This is a genomic window from Pseudomonas silesiensis, from assembly GCF_001661075.1.
GTDB classification, from domain to species: Bacteria; Pseudomonadota; Gammaproteobacteria; order Pseudomonadales; family Pseudomonadaceae; genus Aquipseudomonas; species Aquipseudomonas silesiensis.
This window is the reverse complement of the sequence record NZ_CP014870.1, coordinates 1,177,700-1,191,866: the sequence shown is the minus strand read 5'-3', so window position 1 is coordinate 1,191,866 and position 14,167 is coordinate 1,177,700. Positions and strand designations below refer to the sequence as shown.

General features: G+C 59.7%; 14 protein-coding genes. 9 read left to right on the top strand and 5 right to left on the bottom strand.

Annotated features, from left to right (window positions below; translation table 11 throughout):
• Positions 1-3 precede the first annotated feature (3 nt).
• Positions 4-951 (top strand): IS110 family RNA-guided transposase, encoded by a 948-nt coding sequence (locus PMA3_RS05350; protein ID WP_064680598.1) that lies wholly within the window; start codon positions 4-6, stop codon positions 949-951.
• A gap of 101 nt (positions 952-1,052) precedes the next feature.
• Here the strand turns inward: PMA3_RS05350 and PMA3_RS05345 are convergent, their stop codons facing one another.
• The 3 genes from PMA3_RS05345 to PMA3_RS05335 form a co-directional block, all read right to left on the bottom strand.
• Entirely contained in the window at positions 1,053-2,402 is a 1,350-nt protein-coding gene (locus PMA3_RS05345) for a spinster family MFS transporter (protein ID WP_064676193.1), read from the bottom strand.
• 179 nt (positions 2,403-2,581) lie between these two features.
• A complete protein-coding gene (locus PMA3_RS05340) occupies positions 2,582-3,478 on the bottom strand; it encodes an NAD(P)-dependent oxidoreductase (RefSeq protein WP_064676192.1) in 897 nt (298 codons plus the stop codon).
• Positions 3,479-3,706: 228 nt separating this feature from the next.
• Positions 3,707-4,012: a DUF2288 domain-containing protein gene (locus tag PMA3_RS05335; RefSeq protein ID WP_064676191.1), complete on the bottom strand. Its 306-nt coding sequence runs from the start codon at positions 4,010-4,012 to the stop codon at positions 3,707-3,709.
• Positions 4,013-4,350: 338 nt separating this feature from the next.
• Between PMA3_RS05335 and PMA3_RS05330 the strand changes: the two genes are divergently transcribed.
• The 5 genes from PMA3_RS05330 (at position 4,351) to PMA3_RS05310 (ending at position 9,353) form a co-directional block, all read left to right on the top strand.
• Entirely contained in the window at positions 4,351-5,478 is a 1,128-nt protein-coding gene (locus PMA3_RS05330) for a branched-chain amino acid ABC transporter substrate-binding protein (RefSeq protein ID WP_064676190.1), read from the top strand.
• Positions 5,479-5,710: 232 nt separating this feature from the next.
• Positions 5,711-6,634: a high-affinity branched-chain amino acid ABC transporter permease LivH gene (gene livH / locus PMA3_RS05325; protein WP_064676189.1), complete on the top strand. Its 924-nt coding sequence runs from the start codon at positions 5,711-5,713 to the stop codon at positions 6,632-6,634.
• On the top strand, positions 6,631-7,887 hold the full coding sequence (locus PMA3_RS05320) for a high-affinity branched-chain amino acid ABC transporter permease LivM (RefSeq protein ID WP_064676188.1): 1,257 nt from the start codon (positions 6,631-6,633) through the stop codon (positions 7,885-7,887). Before livH ends, PMA3_RS05320 begins: the two co-directional genes overlap by 4 nt.
• On the top strand, positions 7,884-8,651 hold the full coding sequence (livG, locus tag PMA3_RS05315; RefSeq protein ID WP_064676187.1) for a high-affinity branched-chain amino acid ABC transporter ATP-binding protein LivG: 768 nt from the start codon (positions 7,884-7,886) through the stop codon (positions 8,649-8,651). Before PMA3_RS05320 ends, livG begins: the two co-directional genes overlap by 4 nt.
• Positions 8,652-9,353 carry an ABC transporter ATP-binding protein gene (locus PMA3_RS05310; protein ID WP_064676186.1) on the top strand — a complete coding sequence of 234 codons (702 nt, stop codon included), beginning with the start codon at positions 8,652-8,654 and terminating at the stop codon, positions 9,351-9,353.
• A gap of 184 nt (positions 9,354-9,537) precedes the next feature.
• Here PMA3_RS05310 and PMA3_RS05305 read toward each other — a convergent pair whose 3' ends face one another.
• Positions 9,538-10,446, bottom strand: a complete 909-nt coding sequence (locus PMA3_RS05305; RefSeq protein ID WP_064676185.1) for a LysR family transcriptional regulator — start codon at positions 10,444-10,446, stop codon at positions 9,538-9,540.
• A gap of 104 nt (positions 10,447-10,550) precedes the next feature.
• Between PMA3_RS05305 and PMA3_RS05300 the strand changes: the two genes are divergently transcribed.
• Complete coding sequence (locus tag PMA3_RS05300; protein ID WP_064676184.1) at positions 10,551-11,150, top strand: short chain dehydrogenase; 600 nt, start codon at positions 10,551-10,553, stop codon at positions 11,148-11,150.
• 35 nt (positions 11,151-11,185) lie between these two features.
• Here the strand turns inward: PMA3_RS05300 and PMA3_RS05295 are convergent, their stop codons facing one another.
• The gene (locus PMA3_RS05295) at positions 11,186-11,515 is read right to left on the bottom strand and encodes a hypothetical protein (RefSeq protein WP_237140689.1); all 330 of its coding nucleotides are present in this window, start codon (positions 11,513-11,515) and stop codon (positions 11,186-11,188) included.
• Between the two features lie 214 nt (positions 11,516-11,729).
• Between PMA3_RS05295 and PMA3_RS05290 the strand changes: the two genes are divergently transcribed.
• Positions 11,730-12,395: a COG3650 family protein gene (locus PMA3_RS05290; RefSeq protein WP_064676182.1), complete on the top strand. Its 666-nt coding sequence runs from the start codon at positions 11,730-11,732 to the stop codon at positions 12,393-12,395.
• A 95-nt stretch (positions 12,396-12,490) separates the two neighbouring features.
• Positions 12,491-14,104 (top strand): NAD(P)/FAD-dependent oxidoreductase, encoded by a 1,614-nt coding sequence (locus tag PMA3_RS05285; protein WP_064676181.1) that lies wholly within the window; start codon positions 12,491-12,493, stop codon positions 14,102-14,104.
• Positions 14,105-14,167: the final 63 nt, after the last annotated feature.

The window sequence follows — 14,167 nt, the reverse complement described above, 5'->3', positions numbered from 1 at the left end:
TCAATGGCAATGCCAGTTTCTGTCCTGATGCCAATCGTTGGCGTCGATGTCGCCAAGAATGAGTTGGTGATCTTTCAAGCTGAGCTGGATCTGCTTGAGACGATTCCCAACAACAAGACGGCGATCAAGCAATGGCTGAAGGGCTTGCCAGGGGCTGTCGAAGTCGCCATTGAGTCCACCAATATCTATCACTTAGAGTTTGCCGATCTGGCCCATGAGGCCGGCTGCACGATCTACATGGTGGATGGCTATGAGCTGAGCCATTACCGCAAAGGCGTGAAAATTCGTGCGAAGACCGATGCGCTGGATGCCAAATTGCTCGCTCGCTACCTGAAGAACGAACACGAAGAGTTGCATCCATGGATCCCGCCTTCCCCCCTGTATCGCAGGCTTTTGAGTCTTTTTCGCCGTCGTTCTGCATTGGTTCAGGCCCGAGTTGGCTTGGTGCAAAGCTGGTCGAATGAACCGCTCCTCAAAACAGCCTTTGCCGCGCAAGTAGCATCAATGCAGAAGCTTGAGGTGCTGGTTGAAAAGATGATCAATGATCACTTGAAAGAGGCTGGCTTACTCGCTCAGTTAAAGCGCTGCATGAAAGTTGAAGGGATCGGATTTCTGACGGGCGCTCGCCTGATCGCGGCATTTCAACGAGGCGACTTCAGAAACGCGGACGCATTCATCGCTTTTCTAGGAATGGATTTGCGAGTCTCGAAATCAGGACAGAAAGACGGTCGAAGGAGCTTGACCAAACGTGGAGATCCCGAGGCACGCCGACTTCTGCACAACGCGGCCATGTCGGCCAGCCGTACGTCAACCTGGAACGGGTTTTACCAGGAGCAAAGGGATCGAGGATTCAGTACCACGCAAGCGCTGGTGATACTGGCTCGCAAACTCGCTCGAATCGTATTCGCCCTGCTGAAAGGGCAGAGCGAATACCAACCGAAAGCAGGTTGAGGCTTCCCCTCAACCATAGAATCTCCCACAGTTTCCGTGTCGAGCACAAATTCCGTGAACGCCACTGAACCCTGTGGGAGCGAGCTTGCTCGCGATAGCGATCACGCAGTCGCTGCAGAAATCCCAGGCTCGGTTACCCCCACCAACCCATCCTTCATCCGCTTGGCATCGCGCACAAAACACCGCGAAGCCAGGACCAGAAACACCATGGTGAAGAACAACGCCACCGGGATCAGGTACATCGCATCATGCAGGCCGACCGCCTTGAATGCCTCGGTCATCTGTTCGGCACCGGCCGACAGCATGGCGGCATGGGCAAAGTGGTCGGACAGAGCGCCCACTACCACCGGCCCCAACCCACCGCCGAGCAAATACAAACCGGCAAAGAACAGCGCCATGGCCGTCGCCCGCAGGCGCGGTTCGACCACGTCCTGAATGGCGGTGTATACGCAGGTGTAGAAGTTATAGGCGAACAACCAGCCCACACTGAATACCGCCACAAACACCCCGATCTCGATCCGCCCCGAATGCAGGGCCCAGGCCGTGCACACCGTCGAGATGATCAGGCTGAAGGCCGCAAACAGCAGGCGACCGTTGGCGATGCGCTGGTGGATCTTGTCAGCGACCCAGCCGCCCAGCGTCAGGCCGAACAACCCGGTGACGCCGACGATTACCCCGGTCGCCACCGCCGCCTCCTGCAGCGGCATCAGGAAATAGCGCTGCAGCATCGGCACCAGGAACGAATTACAGGCGTAGGTCGCGAAGTTGAAGCACAGGCCGGCCATCACCAGCCACAGGAAGGTCGGTACCGCCAGGACGCGACGGATTGGCCGGTCCACCCGCTCCTGGGAGACTTGCACGCTTTCCGCGGCACCGCGTTTGGGCTCCTTGATGAAGAACATGAAGACCGCCAGGATCAGCCCCGGCACCGCCGCGATGAAGAACGGCGCACGCCAGCTGTCGAACGCCTTGACCATCCAGCCAATGGTGAAGAACGCGAGCAACAGCCCCAACGGCAGGCCGAGCATGAAAATGCCCATCGCCCGCGCCCGGCGGTGAGCCGGGAACAAGTCGCCAATCAGCGAATTGGCCGCTGGCGCATAACTGGCTTCGCCGATACCAATGCCCATGCGCACGATCAGGAAACTCCAGAAGCTGCCCACCAGCCCGTTGACGGCTGTCAGCCCGCTCCAGGCCGCCAGGCCCCAGCCCATCAATTTGCTGCGCGAACCGGTATCGGCCATCCGCCCCAGAGGCAGGCCGGCGATGGCGTAGACGATGGTAAAGGCAGTGCCGATGATCCCCAGCTGAAAGTCGCTGAGGTGCCACTCCATGCGGATCGGCTCGATGATGATGGCGGGGATGGTACGGTCGAAGAAGTTGAACAGGTTGGCCAGGAACAGCAGGAACAGAATGCGCCAGGCATTCGCCGCTTGGGTCGAGTTCTGCATGGGTCCGTCTCTTTTATTGTTATTGGGACATCACTGTCCCGGAGCCTGCAATCTAGTCAGGCCCGCCGGAGCTGTCTGTAATTATTCGTAAAGCTGATACCTGCCCATGGCAGCAGGCGAGGCCCATGCAACGATTTATTTCCAGAACAGCTGCGACGCTCCAATATCGCAGCGAGCGGTCAGCCCTCCGAGCCTGGCTCACGGTACAACTGCACCAGCGTTGACGGATCCTTTTCCAGAAAGCCCTGGCTCCCATGCAGGCGCATCAGTTGTGCGGCCAAGCCGCTGATGGGCGTGGCCGAACCCTGTTCGCGAGAAAACTGCACGGCGGAGTCGAGGTCCTTGAGCAGCGTGCGAACGTGCCATTTCACCGGTTCGAAACGACTCTCGGCCATTTGCGGGGCGAGTATCTGCAACGGCCTGGAGTCAGCGAAACCGCCGGCCAGGGCTTCGGCGATCAGGCGGGCATCGACGCCGGAACGCTCGGCCAACGCCACCACTTCGGCGATCACCAGCGCATTGCAGGCGACAATCATCTGATTGCACGCCTTGGTCACCTGCCCCGCCCCGACGGCGCCCATGTGGGTCACGCGCTGACCGAGGCTATGGAGCAATGGCCTGACGCGCTCCAGATCCGTCGCATCGCCACCGACCATGATCGCCAGGCTGCCGGCTTCCGCACCGACCACGCCACCGGAAACCGGGGCGTCCAGCCAGCTCATGCCGGTCTCGCTGGACAGCGCTGCCGCCATTTCCCGCGTGGCGGCCGGTTCCAGGCTGGAAAAATCCACCAGCAATTGGCCACTTTTCGCACCCTGCGCCACGCCTGCGGCGCCAAACACCACCTTGCGCACCACTGCAGTGTCCGCCAGGCATAACATCACCACGTCCGCGTGCTTGCACAACTCGGCAGGCGTGGCGACCTGTCGTGCGCCAGCCTCGACCAGCGGCGCGCACTTGGCCGGATTGCGATTCCACACGGTCAGCGGATAACCCGCGGCCAGCAGGCGCCGACACAGGGGCAAGCCCATCAGGCCGATCCCAGCGAATCCAAGCGGCGGTAGTGTTGCCATTATTCAGCGTCCTCTTGATTAAAGATCGTCAACCCAGCCAAAAAACACCGGTCGCGCTCACAATCAGAAACAATTAAGCAGCCCCAAGGCAGGGCAATAAACTGTTCCCGTTACGCGCACGTCACCCTCGCCAAGACCCTTCTGTGGCCTTTCTTCACGGCAACGTGCCATCACGCTACTCACCTACACACTTTTACCCGGCAAATGGACGCACCAAAAATGTGCAAGCTATCAGCTCGTCGCCCTTTCCTGGATCAGAATCCACGGCGAAACCACCACCGCCCACAGCTCGGGATCACGTTCGAAAAGATCCAGCGCCCGCGTTTCAGACAGCTTGGCGAGCTGGTCGGCGGCCAGCCAGGCAGCCACTTTCTCACCCTCATCGGTGGCTACAGCTTGCGCAGCGGCGATCAAATCCAGGCCAGGATCGACCCATAACAGGGCACCCCTGGCGAAGAACGGTTCCAACTCCTTCCAGGTGATAGATGCGGTTTCACCAAGCAGCTTGGCATAGAGGGTGCTAGGTTCTTGAGTCATGGGTCCTGTCCGGAAAAGAAATCGTCGTCATCATAACCGTCGATGCTCTGGCAGAAAAACCCGGATGCAATTAAGTGACCCGATCGAAATGAGCAGGAAAGCCAAGGAATGCTGGTACTTCAGCTATAACCCCGCCGCGATTCTGTCTTTTTCTTTCAATTAAGCGACACCCTCAGGTTTTGCCCCCTGGCGCCAGCTTCCCAGGCTGACAATCGGCGCTCTACACTGTACCGGTACAGTTGCAGGGGGCATTTCCGGAGGATATCGAAGATATCTGACCCGGTTCTGTTGCTGCGGCGCCAGGACTATAAAAACTACAACAGTAAGAGTGGAGCACTATGACAAAGGCTACTAAGCAGATTTCCAAACTGTTTGCCGCTATGGTTCTGGCCGGGGTGGCCAGCCATTCGTTCGCAGCCGACACCATCAAGATCGGCATCGCCGGCCCCAAGACCGGCCCTGTAGCCCAATACGGCGACATGCAATTCAGTGGCGCCAAAATGGCCATCGAACAGATCAACGCCAAAGGCGGCGTAGACGGCAAGCAACTTCAAGCCGTTGAATACGATGACGCCTGTGATCCAAAACAAGCGGTAGCGGTTGCGAACAAAGTCGTCAACGACGGCGTCAAGTTCGTGGTCGGTCACCTGTGCTCCAGCTCCACCCAACCGGCTTCGGACATCTACGAAGACGAAGGCGTGATCATGATCACCCCGGCTGCCACCAGCCCGGACATCACTTCCCGTGGTTACAAAATGGTGTTCCGCACCATCGGTCTGGACAGCGCCCAGGGCCCTGCCGCCGGTAACTACATCGCCGATTTCGTGAAACCGAAGATCGTTGCCGTTCTGCACGACAAACAGCAGTACGGTGAAGGCATCGCCACCGCCGTTAAACAAACCCTCGAGAAGAAAGGCACCAAGGTTGCCGTGTTCGAAGGCATCAACGCCGGCGACAAAGACTTCTCGTCGATGATCTCCAAGCTCAAGCAAGCCAACGTCGACTTCGTCTACTACGGCGGCTACCACCCGGAGCTGGGCCTGATCCTGCGTCAAGCCAGTGAAAAAGGCCTGAAAGCCAAATTCATGGGTCCGGAAGGCGTGGGTAACGACTCGATTTCGCAGATCGCCAAGGACGCTTCCGAAGGCCTGCTGGTGACCCTGCCGAAGTCCTTCGACCAGGATCCGGCCAACATCGCCCTGGCTGATGCGTTCAAAGCCAAGAAAGAAGACCCGAGCGGTCCGTTCGTGTTCCCGTCCTACTCGGCTGTGACCGTCATCGCTGACGCCATCAAGACCGCCAAGTCCGAAGACACTGCCAAAGTGGCTGACGCCATCCACAAAGGCACCTTCAAGACGCCGACCGGCGACCTGAGCTTCGACGACAAGGGCGACCTGAAAGACTTCAAGTTCGTGGTCTACGAGTGGCACTTCGGCAAACCGAAAACTGAAGTCAAGCCTCAGTAAGGCGTTGCCTGATTGACTGCCAATAAAGCCCACGGCGTGCCGTGGGCTTTATTTTACGAACGTATCTGGGCCGCGCTGGCGTGATCCGCCAGCCTCCCCACCTGAAAATCTCAAAACCGTCATCAGCGGTTCGCTGGCCAATCTCGAATTCGAAGTGGGTGCAGATCCATGGGGCTCGAGGGGAAAATGACTCCACCAGTGAAATGCGTATCAGGTTTTTAGGAGCGCTGTAATGCCTGACATCTATCACTTTTTCCAACAGCTGGTTAATGGTCTGACCATTGGCAGCACGTATGCCCTGATCGCCATCGGCTATACGATGGTTTACGGCATCATTGGAATGATCAACTTCGCCCACGGCGAGGTGTACATGATCGGTTCGTACGTGGCGTTCATCGCCATCGCCGGGCTGGCCATGATGGGACTCGACAGTGTTCCGCTGTTGATGACCGCCGCTTTCATCGCGACCATCGTCGTCACCAGTGCCTACGGCTACAGCATCGAACGGATCGCCTACCGCCCCCTGCGCGGCAGCAACCGTCTGATCCCGCTGATTTCCGCCATCGGCATGTCGATCTTCCTGCAGAACACGGTTCTGCTGGCGCAAGACTCCAAGGACAAATCCATCCCCAACCTGATCCCCGGAAACTTTTCTTTCGGGCCAGGTGGCGCACAAGAAGTGCTGATTTCCTACATGCAAATCGTGGTGTTCGTGGTGACGTTCGTCGCCATGCTTGGCCTGACGATGTTCATCTCCCGCTCTCGCCTGGGTCGCGCCTGCCGCGCCTGCGCCGAAGACATCAAGATGGCCAACCTCCTGGGCATCAACACCAACAACATCATCGCCCTGACCTTCGTCATTGGTGCCGCACTGGCCGCCATCGCCGCCGTGTTGCTGAGCATGCAATACGGCGTGATCAACCCGAACGCCGGTTTCCTCGTCGGCCTCAAGGCCTTCACCGCTGCGGTACTGGGCGGTATCGGCAGTATTCCCGGCGCCATGCTCGGCGGGATAGTGCTGGGGGTGGCGGAAGCTTTCGGTGCCGATATCTTCGGCGACCAGTACAAGGACGTCGTGGCGTTCGGCCTGCTGGTTCTGGTGTTGTTGTTCCGGCCAACCGGCCTGTTGGGCCGTCCGGAGGTTGAGAAAGTATGACTAGGAATCTTAAACAGGCGTTGTTCAGCGCCTTGCTGGTGTGGGCCGTCGCCTACCCGGTACTCGGTCTGAAATTGACCATCGTCGGCATCAACCTCGAAGTCCATGGCACCAGTGACGCCACACTGATCACCATCGCCGTGTGCTCGGTATTGATGTTCCTGCGGGTGCTGTTCGACCAGCAGATCAGCTCGGCCTGGCGTTCCTCGCCCAGCATGCCGCTGATTCCGGCCAAGGCCAGTAACTTCCTGACCCTGCCGACCACCCAGCGCTGGATCATCATCGCGTTGATCGCCGGCGCCCTGGTCTGGCCGTTCTTCGGCTCTCGCGGGGCGGTGGATATCGCCACCCTGGTGCTGATCTACGTGATGCTCGGCCTCGGCCTGAACATCGTGGTCGGCCTGGCCGGTCTGCTCGACCTGGGTTACGTGGGCTTCTATGCCGTCGGCGCCTACAGTTATGCGTTGCTGTCGCATTACTACGGCCTGAGCTTCTGGATCTGCCTGCCGATCGCCGGCCTGATGGCGGCCACCTTCGGCTTCCTGCTCGGTTTCCCCGTATTGCGTCTGCGCGGTGACTACCTGGCGATCGTGACCCTGGGCTTCGGTGAAATCATCCGGCTGTTCCTGCGTAACCTGACCGGCCTCACCGGTGGCCCGAACGGCATCAGCAACATCGAGAAGCCAACGTTCTTCGGCCTGACCTTCGAGCGTAAGGCGGCTGAAGGGATGCAGACCTTCCACGAGTACTTCGGCCTGGCCTACAACTCGATCAACAAGGTGATTTTCCTGTACCTGGTTGCGTTGTTCCTCGCGCTGGCGGCACTGTTCGTCATCAACCGCCTGCTGCGCATGCCTTTGGGTCGTGCCTGGGAAGCGTTGCGTGAAGATGAAATCGCCTGCCGTGCGCTGGGTCTCAACCCTACGGTGATCAAGCTGTCGGCCTTCACCCTGGGCGCCAGCTTCGCCGGTTTCGCCGGCAGCTTCTTCGCTGCGCGCCAGGGCCTGGTAACGCCGGAGTCCTTCACCTTCATCGAGTCGGCGATCATTCTCGCCATCGTGGTGTTGGGTGGCATGGGCTCGCAACTGGGCGTGATCCTGGCCGCCGTGGTGATGATCCTGTTGCCTGAAATGATGCGTGAGTTCAGTGAGTACCGCATGTTGATGTTCGGCGCCTTGATGGTGCTGATGATGATCTGGCGTCCTCAAGGCCTGCTGCCCATGCAACGTCCTCACATGGAGCTGCGCAAATGAGCCGCGAAATCCTCAAAGTCGAAAATCTGAGCATGCGCTTCGGCGGCTTGCTGGCGGTCAACGGCGTGGCCCTGACCGTGAAGGAAAAACAGGTGGTGGCGCTGATCGGCCCTAACGGCGCCGGCAAGACCACTGTCTTCAACTGCCTGACCGGTTTCTACAAGCCCAGTGGCGGCAGCATCCTGCTGGACGGTCAAGCGATCGAAGGCTTGCCCGGCCACAAGATCGCGCTCAAAGGCGTGGTGCGCACCTTCCAGAACGTGCGGTTGTTCAAGGACATGACGGCGGTCGAGAACCTGTTGATCGCCCAGCACCGTCACTTGAACACCAACTTCCTGGCCGGTCTGTTCAAAACCCCGGGGTTCCGCAAGAGCGAGCGCGAGGCCATGGAGTTCGCCGAGTACTGGCTGGACAAGGTCAACCTCACGGCGTTTGCCAACCGGCCGGCCGGCACCCTGGCCTACGGTCAGCAACGTCGTCTGGAAATCGCTCGCTGCATGATGACCCGTCCGCGGATCCTCATGCTCGACGAACCGGCCGCCGGCCTGAACCCGAAGGAAACCGAGGACCTCAAGGCGCTGATCAGCATGCTGCGTGAAGAGCACAACGTCACCGTGCTGCTGATCGAACACGACATGAAACTGGTCATGAGCATTTCCGACCACATCGTCGTGATCAACCAGGGCACCCCCCTGGCTGACGGCACGCCGCAACAGATCCGCGACAATCCTGAAGTGATCAAAGCCTACCTGGGGGAAGCGTAAATGCTGCAATTCGAAAACGTTTCCACCTTCTACGGCAAGATCCAGGCCCTGCACAGCGTCAACGTGGAGATCCGCCAGGGCGAAATCGTGACGCTGATCGGTGCCAACGGTGCCGGCAAGTCGACCCTGCTGATGACCCTCTGCGGCTCGCCGCAAGCCCACAGCGGCAGCATCCGCTACATGGGCGAAGAGCTCGTGGGGCAGACCTCGGCGCAGATCATGCGCAAGAGCATTGCCGTCGTGCCGGAAGGTCGTCGGGTGTTTGCCCGCCTGACCGTGGAAGAAAACCTCGCCATGGGCGGCTTTTTCACCGACAAGGGCGATTATCAGGAGCAGATGGACAAGGTTCTCGGACTTTTCCCACGCCTGAAAGAACGCTTTGCCCAGCGCGGCGGCACCATGTCCGGTGGCGAACAGCAAATGCTCGCCATCGGCCGGGCGCTGATGAGCAAGCCGAAGTTGCTGCTGCTCGACGAGCCTTCGCTGGGTCTGGCGCCAATCATCATCCAGCAGATCTTCGATATCATCGAACAGCTGCGCAAGGATGGGGTGACGGTGTTCCTGGTGGAGCAGAACGCCAACCAGGCCCTGAAAATTGCAGACCGCGCCTACGTGCTGGAAAACGGCCGGGTGGTGATGCAAGGCACGGGCGAGGCGTTGTTGACCGATCCTAAAGTGCGCGAAGCGTACCTGGGTGGTTAAGCCTTTGCAGTAATCAAAAAACGGCCTTCGGGCCGTTTTTTTGTGCCCGCCCCATTCCCACGAACACCAAAAATCCCCTGTAGGAGCTGGCTTGCCAGCGAAAGCGGTAGACCAGTCAACATCTTCATTGCCTGTTATGACGCCTTCGCTGGCAAGCCAGCTCCTACAGGGGTTGTGTGATCCATCAGAGCCTGTCCAACGCCTCGCCACTGCGCTTGAACCAATCAATCAAGTAATCCGCCAGCACCTGGGTGCGTCTGGGCAAACCGCCCTGATAGGGATGTACCAGATACATCGGCATTCTGCGGGTCTGATAGTCGCGCAGGAGCCAGCGCAATCGTCCGTCGGCCAATTCCACATGCAGCAGATAGGAAGGCAACCGTGCAATGCCGGCGCCGGCCAGAGCCGCTTTCTTCAGCAGACTGTAATGGTTGCTGGCGAAGGGTCCGGACACGCGAACCCGCAACAACTCGTGTTGCTGGTGGTAAAGCCACTCTTCGCGGCCGCTGTAATGACTGTTGAGCAGACAGCGGTGTGCAGCGAGCGCTTGAGGCGTCGACGGTTCGCCGTACTGTTCGAGATAGGCCGGGCTTGCGCAGGTCATTTCGTGCCAGGCCAGCAGGGGGCGGGCGACCAGGCGTTCGTCATTGCCCACCTCGGAGCGAACCGCGAGATCGAAACCTTCGCGGGACAGATCGCGATAGTCATTGCTGAGGTCGAGCTCGATCTGCACGTCGGGGTAGGTGTGAGAAAATTCCAGCAACAAGCCATCGAAGAAGGTTTCCCCCAGCGATACCGGAACCGTCATACGCACCGGGCCGGCCATATCGTCCTTCAATCGCGCCAACGCCTGATGCGCCCTCTCCACCTGCACTACGAGCGCCTGGGCTTGTGGCAGCAATGCCGCGCCCGCCGCGGTCAGACTGAGGCGGCGCGTCGTACGTTGCAGCAGAACCACGGAAAACCGCGATTCCAACAGGCTGATGCGCTTGGACAGCTGCCCCTTGCTGCAACCCAGTTGCTGGGCCGCCTGGGTGAAACTCCCCGCTTCGATCAACACCGCGAACGCCGCCAGATCATCCATTTCGCTCATGGATTGTTTCCATTTGAAAACCAAAGGTTGCCTATTAGCGCGATTATCAAGGGAAAAAACCACTCTAGACTGTGGCCTCGTTCAACTCATTCGAGGATCAGCACATGAAAATTCTCTTGATCGGCGCCGGCGGCACCATCGGTTCAGCCGTCGACAAGGAACTGTCCGAACGGCACGACATCATCCGCATCGGCCGTAACAGCGGTGATCTGCAGGTCGATATCAGCGACAGTGTCTCGATTCGCCAACTGTTCGAGCAAACCGGCAAATTCGATGCCCTGGTGTGCGCCGCCGGTAACGTGACCTTCGCCCCCTTGGGCGAAATGACCGAAGACAGTTTTGCCCTGGGCCTGAAGGATAAACTGATGGGGCAGGTCAACCTGCTGCTGATTGGCCGTGAATTCGCCAACGACGGCGCGTCGTTCACCTTTACCACCGGCGTGCTCAGCCATGACCCGATTCGCAGCGGAGCCTCGGCAGCCCTGGTCAATGGCGCTATCGACAGCTTCGTCCGCGCCGCAGCGATCGAACTGCCTCGCGGTCTGCGCGTCAACTCGGTGAGCCCTAACGTATTGGTCGAAGCGATGGGCAAGTACGCACCGTACTTTCGCGGCTATAAGCCGGTTCCGGCCGCCGATGTGGCACTGGCCTATGCCAAAAGCGTGGAAGGCCTGCAGACGGGCCAGACGTTTCACGTTGGCTGAATAAAACCAATGTGCGGCGCTGGCTCAGCGTCGCGCTAGGGTGTCGAAGGTTCCAGCAGCGTGGGGACCAGATCGCGGGCAATGTCCCGCGGCACGGATATCATCAGCCCCGGGCCTTCCACCACCGCTTGTATCGTCGCGGTCGACACCAGCACGCCATTGATGACCAGCCGCAAGGGTTGATGCATGGCCTGCCGCGTCACCTGCGCCAAGCGGCGTCGCGCCTCTGGCGCCAGCGTGACCTGAAGCCCGATGGACTGTGGGTTTGCATTGTCTGCCGTCCTGAGTTGCAGGCTCATCTGCGTGAAATCGGTGACCGATGAAAACGCGATGTCTGCCGCCAGACACGGCAGTGCTGCAGTCATTGCGAATGCCCCGAGTAGCAGCCTTCTTGATCCCCGCATACGCTTCTCCCGACAGTAAAGGCTGAAGGTTAAGCCCAAACACCTCGTGCTCTAAAGCCAAAAATACGGCTGGATGTTACCTGCACCGACATCGAATCCTCGACAAGGCCAATTCATGGGTTGTGATGAACGGTCAGGCTGAGTAACGTGACGGCACTTGTCAGGAGACCCGAAAATGCGTGTTGCCCGTTCCTTGCTGCTTGTCGCCATGCTCCCGCTGTTCGCAGCCTGTCAGCTGCTTGATGGCCCCGATGAAAGCGCCTCCCAGTCGGGGCAAACCCGCATGCAGGGCCAACTGACGGCGGCCGACGGCAAGCTGTTGTTCCAGCCGTGCAATGAGCAACGTAGTTTCGTGATCAACGACACAGGCGGCACCAGCGTCCTGCAAGAGGCCGCCACGCTGGCCAATGCCCGGGGCAAGTTGTTTGCCGACGTGCGTGGCCGTATCGTTGCCGATGGCGCCGATAACCGACTCGATCTGCAGCAGCTGTACCGCGTCGAGCGCTCGGGCACCGCCTGTGACGAACCCGACTTCAAAAAGTTGATCCTGCGCGCTGCCGGCCACGGCCCCGAGTGGAACGTGAAAGTCAGCGCCAAAGGCATGGTCATCGAACGCGCCGGTCAGCCGCCATTGGCGGTGCCGTACGTTGAAGAACAACTGGGCGATGGCCGCTTCAACCTCAGCACCGAAGCCAATAAACAGCACATCGAACTGTGGGTCGCGCCGCAACGTTGTGTCGATAGCAAGACCGGCAGTGTCCAGCACATGAGCGCCGAACTGCGCATCGATGGCAAGGTTGAGCGCGGCTGCGGGTATTTCGGCGGATCCCGGGACGACTGATCGTTTAAGCCTCACGGGAATGCACCTTTGGGGCTTATAATCGCCGGTTTCAAACGCCTTGGCGCAGTTGTGCGCCCCGCGAACCGGATCCCGTCATGTTACGAATCACCGAACTCAAGCTGCCGATCGACCATCCCGAAGAAGACCTGCGCCCTGCCATCGTGCAGCGCCTGGGGATTGCCAGTGATGACCTGCTCGATTACACCTTGTTCAAGCGCAGCTACGACGCGCGCAAAAAGTCCTCCGAGCTGTGCTTCATCTACACCATCGACCTCAACGTTCGCGACGAAGCGGCGGTGCTGCACACGTTCGCCGATGACCGCAACGTCAACGTGGCGCCGGATGTCAGCTACAAGCCGGTTGGCCAGGCGCCGGCCGATCTGCAGCAACGTCCGATTGTCGTAGGTTTCGGTCCGTGCGGGATTTTCGCCGGGCTGCTGCTGGCGCAGATGGGCTTCAAGCCGATCATCCTCGAGCGCGGCACCGAAGTGCGCCAACGCACCAAGGACACCTGGGGCCTGTGGCGCAAGAGCGTGCTCAACCCCGAGTCCAACGTGCAGTTCGGCGAGGGCGGCGCGGGAACGTTCTCCGATGGCAAGCTCTACAGCCAGATCAAGGATCCGAAGTTCATCGGGCGCAAGGTGCTGCACGAGTTCGTCAAGGCCGGCGCACCGGAAGAAATCCTCTATGTCAGCAAACCGCATATCGGTACGTTCCGTCTGACCGGTGTCGTGGAAAACATGCGTGAGCAAATTCGTGCCCTCGGCGGCGAAGTGCGCTTCCAGCAGCGTGTCACTGAGGTCTTGATCGAGGATGGCCAACTGGTCGGCGTCGAACTCAACGGCGGCGAGCAGATCCATTCGAAACATGTGATTCTGGCGCTCGGCCACAGCGCCCGGGACACGTTCCGCATGCTTCATGCCCGTGGTGTGTTCATGGAAGCCAAGCCGTTCTCGGTGGGTTTCCGCATTGAACACCCTCAATCGCTGATCGACCGCGCACGCCTGGGCAAGTACGCCGGCCACCCGAAACTCGGTGCCGCCGACTACAAACTGGTGCACCACGCCAGCAATGGGCGCTCGGTCTACAGCTTCTGCATGTGCCCGGGCGGCACGGTCGTCGCAGCGACCTCAGAGCCGAACCGCGTGGTCACCAACGGCATGAGCCAGTACTCGCGGAACGAGCGCAACGCCAACTCCGGGATCGTTGTCGGCATCACCCCGGAAGTCGATTATCCAGGCGGCCCGCTGGCCGGGATCGAACTTCAGGAGCGCCTGGAATCCCACGCCTTTGTGCTGGGCGGCAGTAATTACGAAGCGCCGGCGCAACTGGTTGGCGACTTTATCGCGGGCAAACCGTCCACCGAGTTGGGCAGTGTCGAACCGTCCTACAAGCCAGGGGTGGCCTTGGGCGACTTGGCGCTGGCCTTGCCGGCATTTGCCATCGAAGCCATTCGCGAAGCCTTGCCGGCGTTCGAGAAGCAGATCCGTGGCTACTCGCTGCACGACGCGGTGTTGACCGGGATCGAAACGCGAACTTCATCGCCGCTGCGGATTACCCGGAACGAGTCGATGCAGAGCCTGAACGTGAAGGGCCTGTTTCCGGCGGGTGAAGGCGCGGGTTATGCGGGCGGGATTCTGTCAGCGGGTGTCGATGGGATTCGCATTGCCGAAGCGGTAGCGCGGGATATCCTCGGCCTCGAGGCCTGAACAAAAAGCCGCGTTCGACACATTTCCTTGTAGGAGCGAGGCTTGCCCGCGAAGAACGATGAC

What these genes read in the sequence shown, in the direction of transcription:
- livG (WP_064676187.1), top strand. Translation starts at nt 7,884, where the DNA reads ATGAGCCGCGAAATCCTCAAAGTCGAAAATCTGAGCATGCGCTTCGGC.
- PMA3_RS05350 (WP_064680598.1), top strand. Translation starts at nt 4, where the DNA reads ATGGCAATGCCAGTTTCTGTCCTGATGCCAATCGTTGGCGTCGATGTC.
- livH (WP_064676189.1), top strand. Translation starts at nt 5,711, where the DNA reads ATGCCTGACATCTATCACTTTTTCCAACAGCTGGTTAATGGTCTGACC.
- PMA3_RS05300 (WP_064676184.1), top strand. Translation starts at nt 10,551, where the DNA reads ATGAAAATTCTCTTGATCGGCGCCGGCGGCACCATCGGTTCAGCCGTC.
- PMA3_RS05305 (WP_064676185.1), bottom strand. Translation starts at nt 10,446, where the DNA reads ATGAGCGAAATGGATGATCTGGCGGCGTTCGCGGTGTTGATCGAAGCG.
- PMA3_RS05345 (WP_064676193.1), bottom strand. Translation starts at nt 2,402, where the DNA reads ATGCAGAACTCGACCCAAGCGGCGAATGCCTGGCGCATTCTGTTCCTG.
- PMA3_RS05335 (WP_064676191.1), bottom strand. Translation starts at nt 4,012, where the DNA reads ATGACTCAAGAACCTAGCACCCTCTATGCCAAGCTGCTTGGTGAAACC.
- PMA3_RS05320 (WP_064676188.1), top strand. Translation starts at nt 6,631, where the DNA reads ATGACTAGGAATCTTAAACAGGCGTTGTTCAGCGCCTTGCTGGTGTGG.
- PMA3_RS05295 (WP_237140689.1), bottom strand. Translation starts at nt 11,515, where the DNA reads ATGACTGCAGCACTGCCGTGTCTGGCGGCAGACATCGCGTTTTCATCG.
- PMA3_RS05285 (WP_064676181.1), top strand. Translation starts at nt 12,491, where the DNA reads ATGTTACGAATCACCGAACTCAAGCTGCCGATCGACCATCCCGAAGAA.
- PMA3_RS05310 (WP_064676186.1), top strand. Translation starts at nt 8,652, where the DNA reads ATGCTGCAATTCGAAAACGTTTCCACCTTCTACGGCAAGATCCAGGCC.
- PMA3_RS05330 (WP_064676190.1), top strand. Translation starts at nt 4,351, where the DNA reads ATGACAAAGGCTACTAAGCAGATTTCCAAACTGTTTGCCGCTATGGTT.
- PMA3_RS05290 (WP_064676182.1), top strand. Translation starts at nt 11,730, where the DNA reads ATGCGTGTTGCCCGTTCCTTGCTGCTTGTCGCCATGCTCCCGCTGTTC.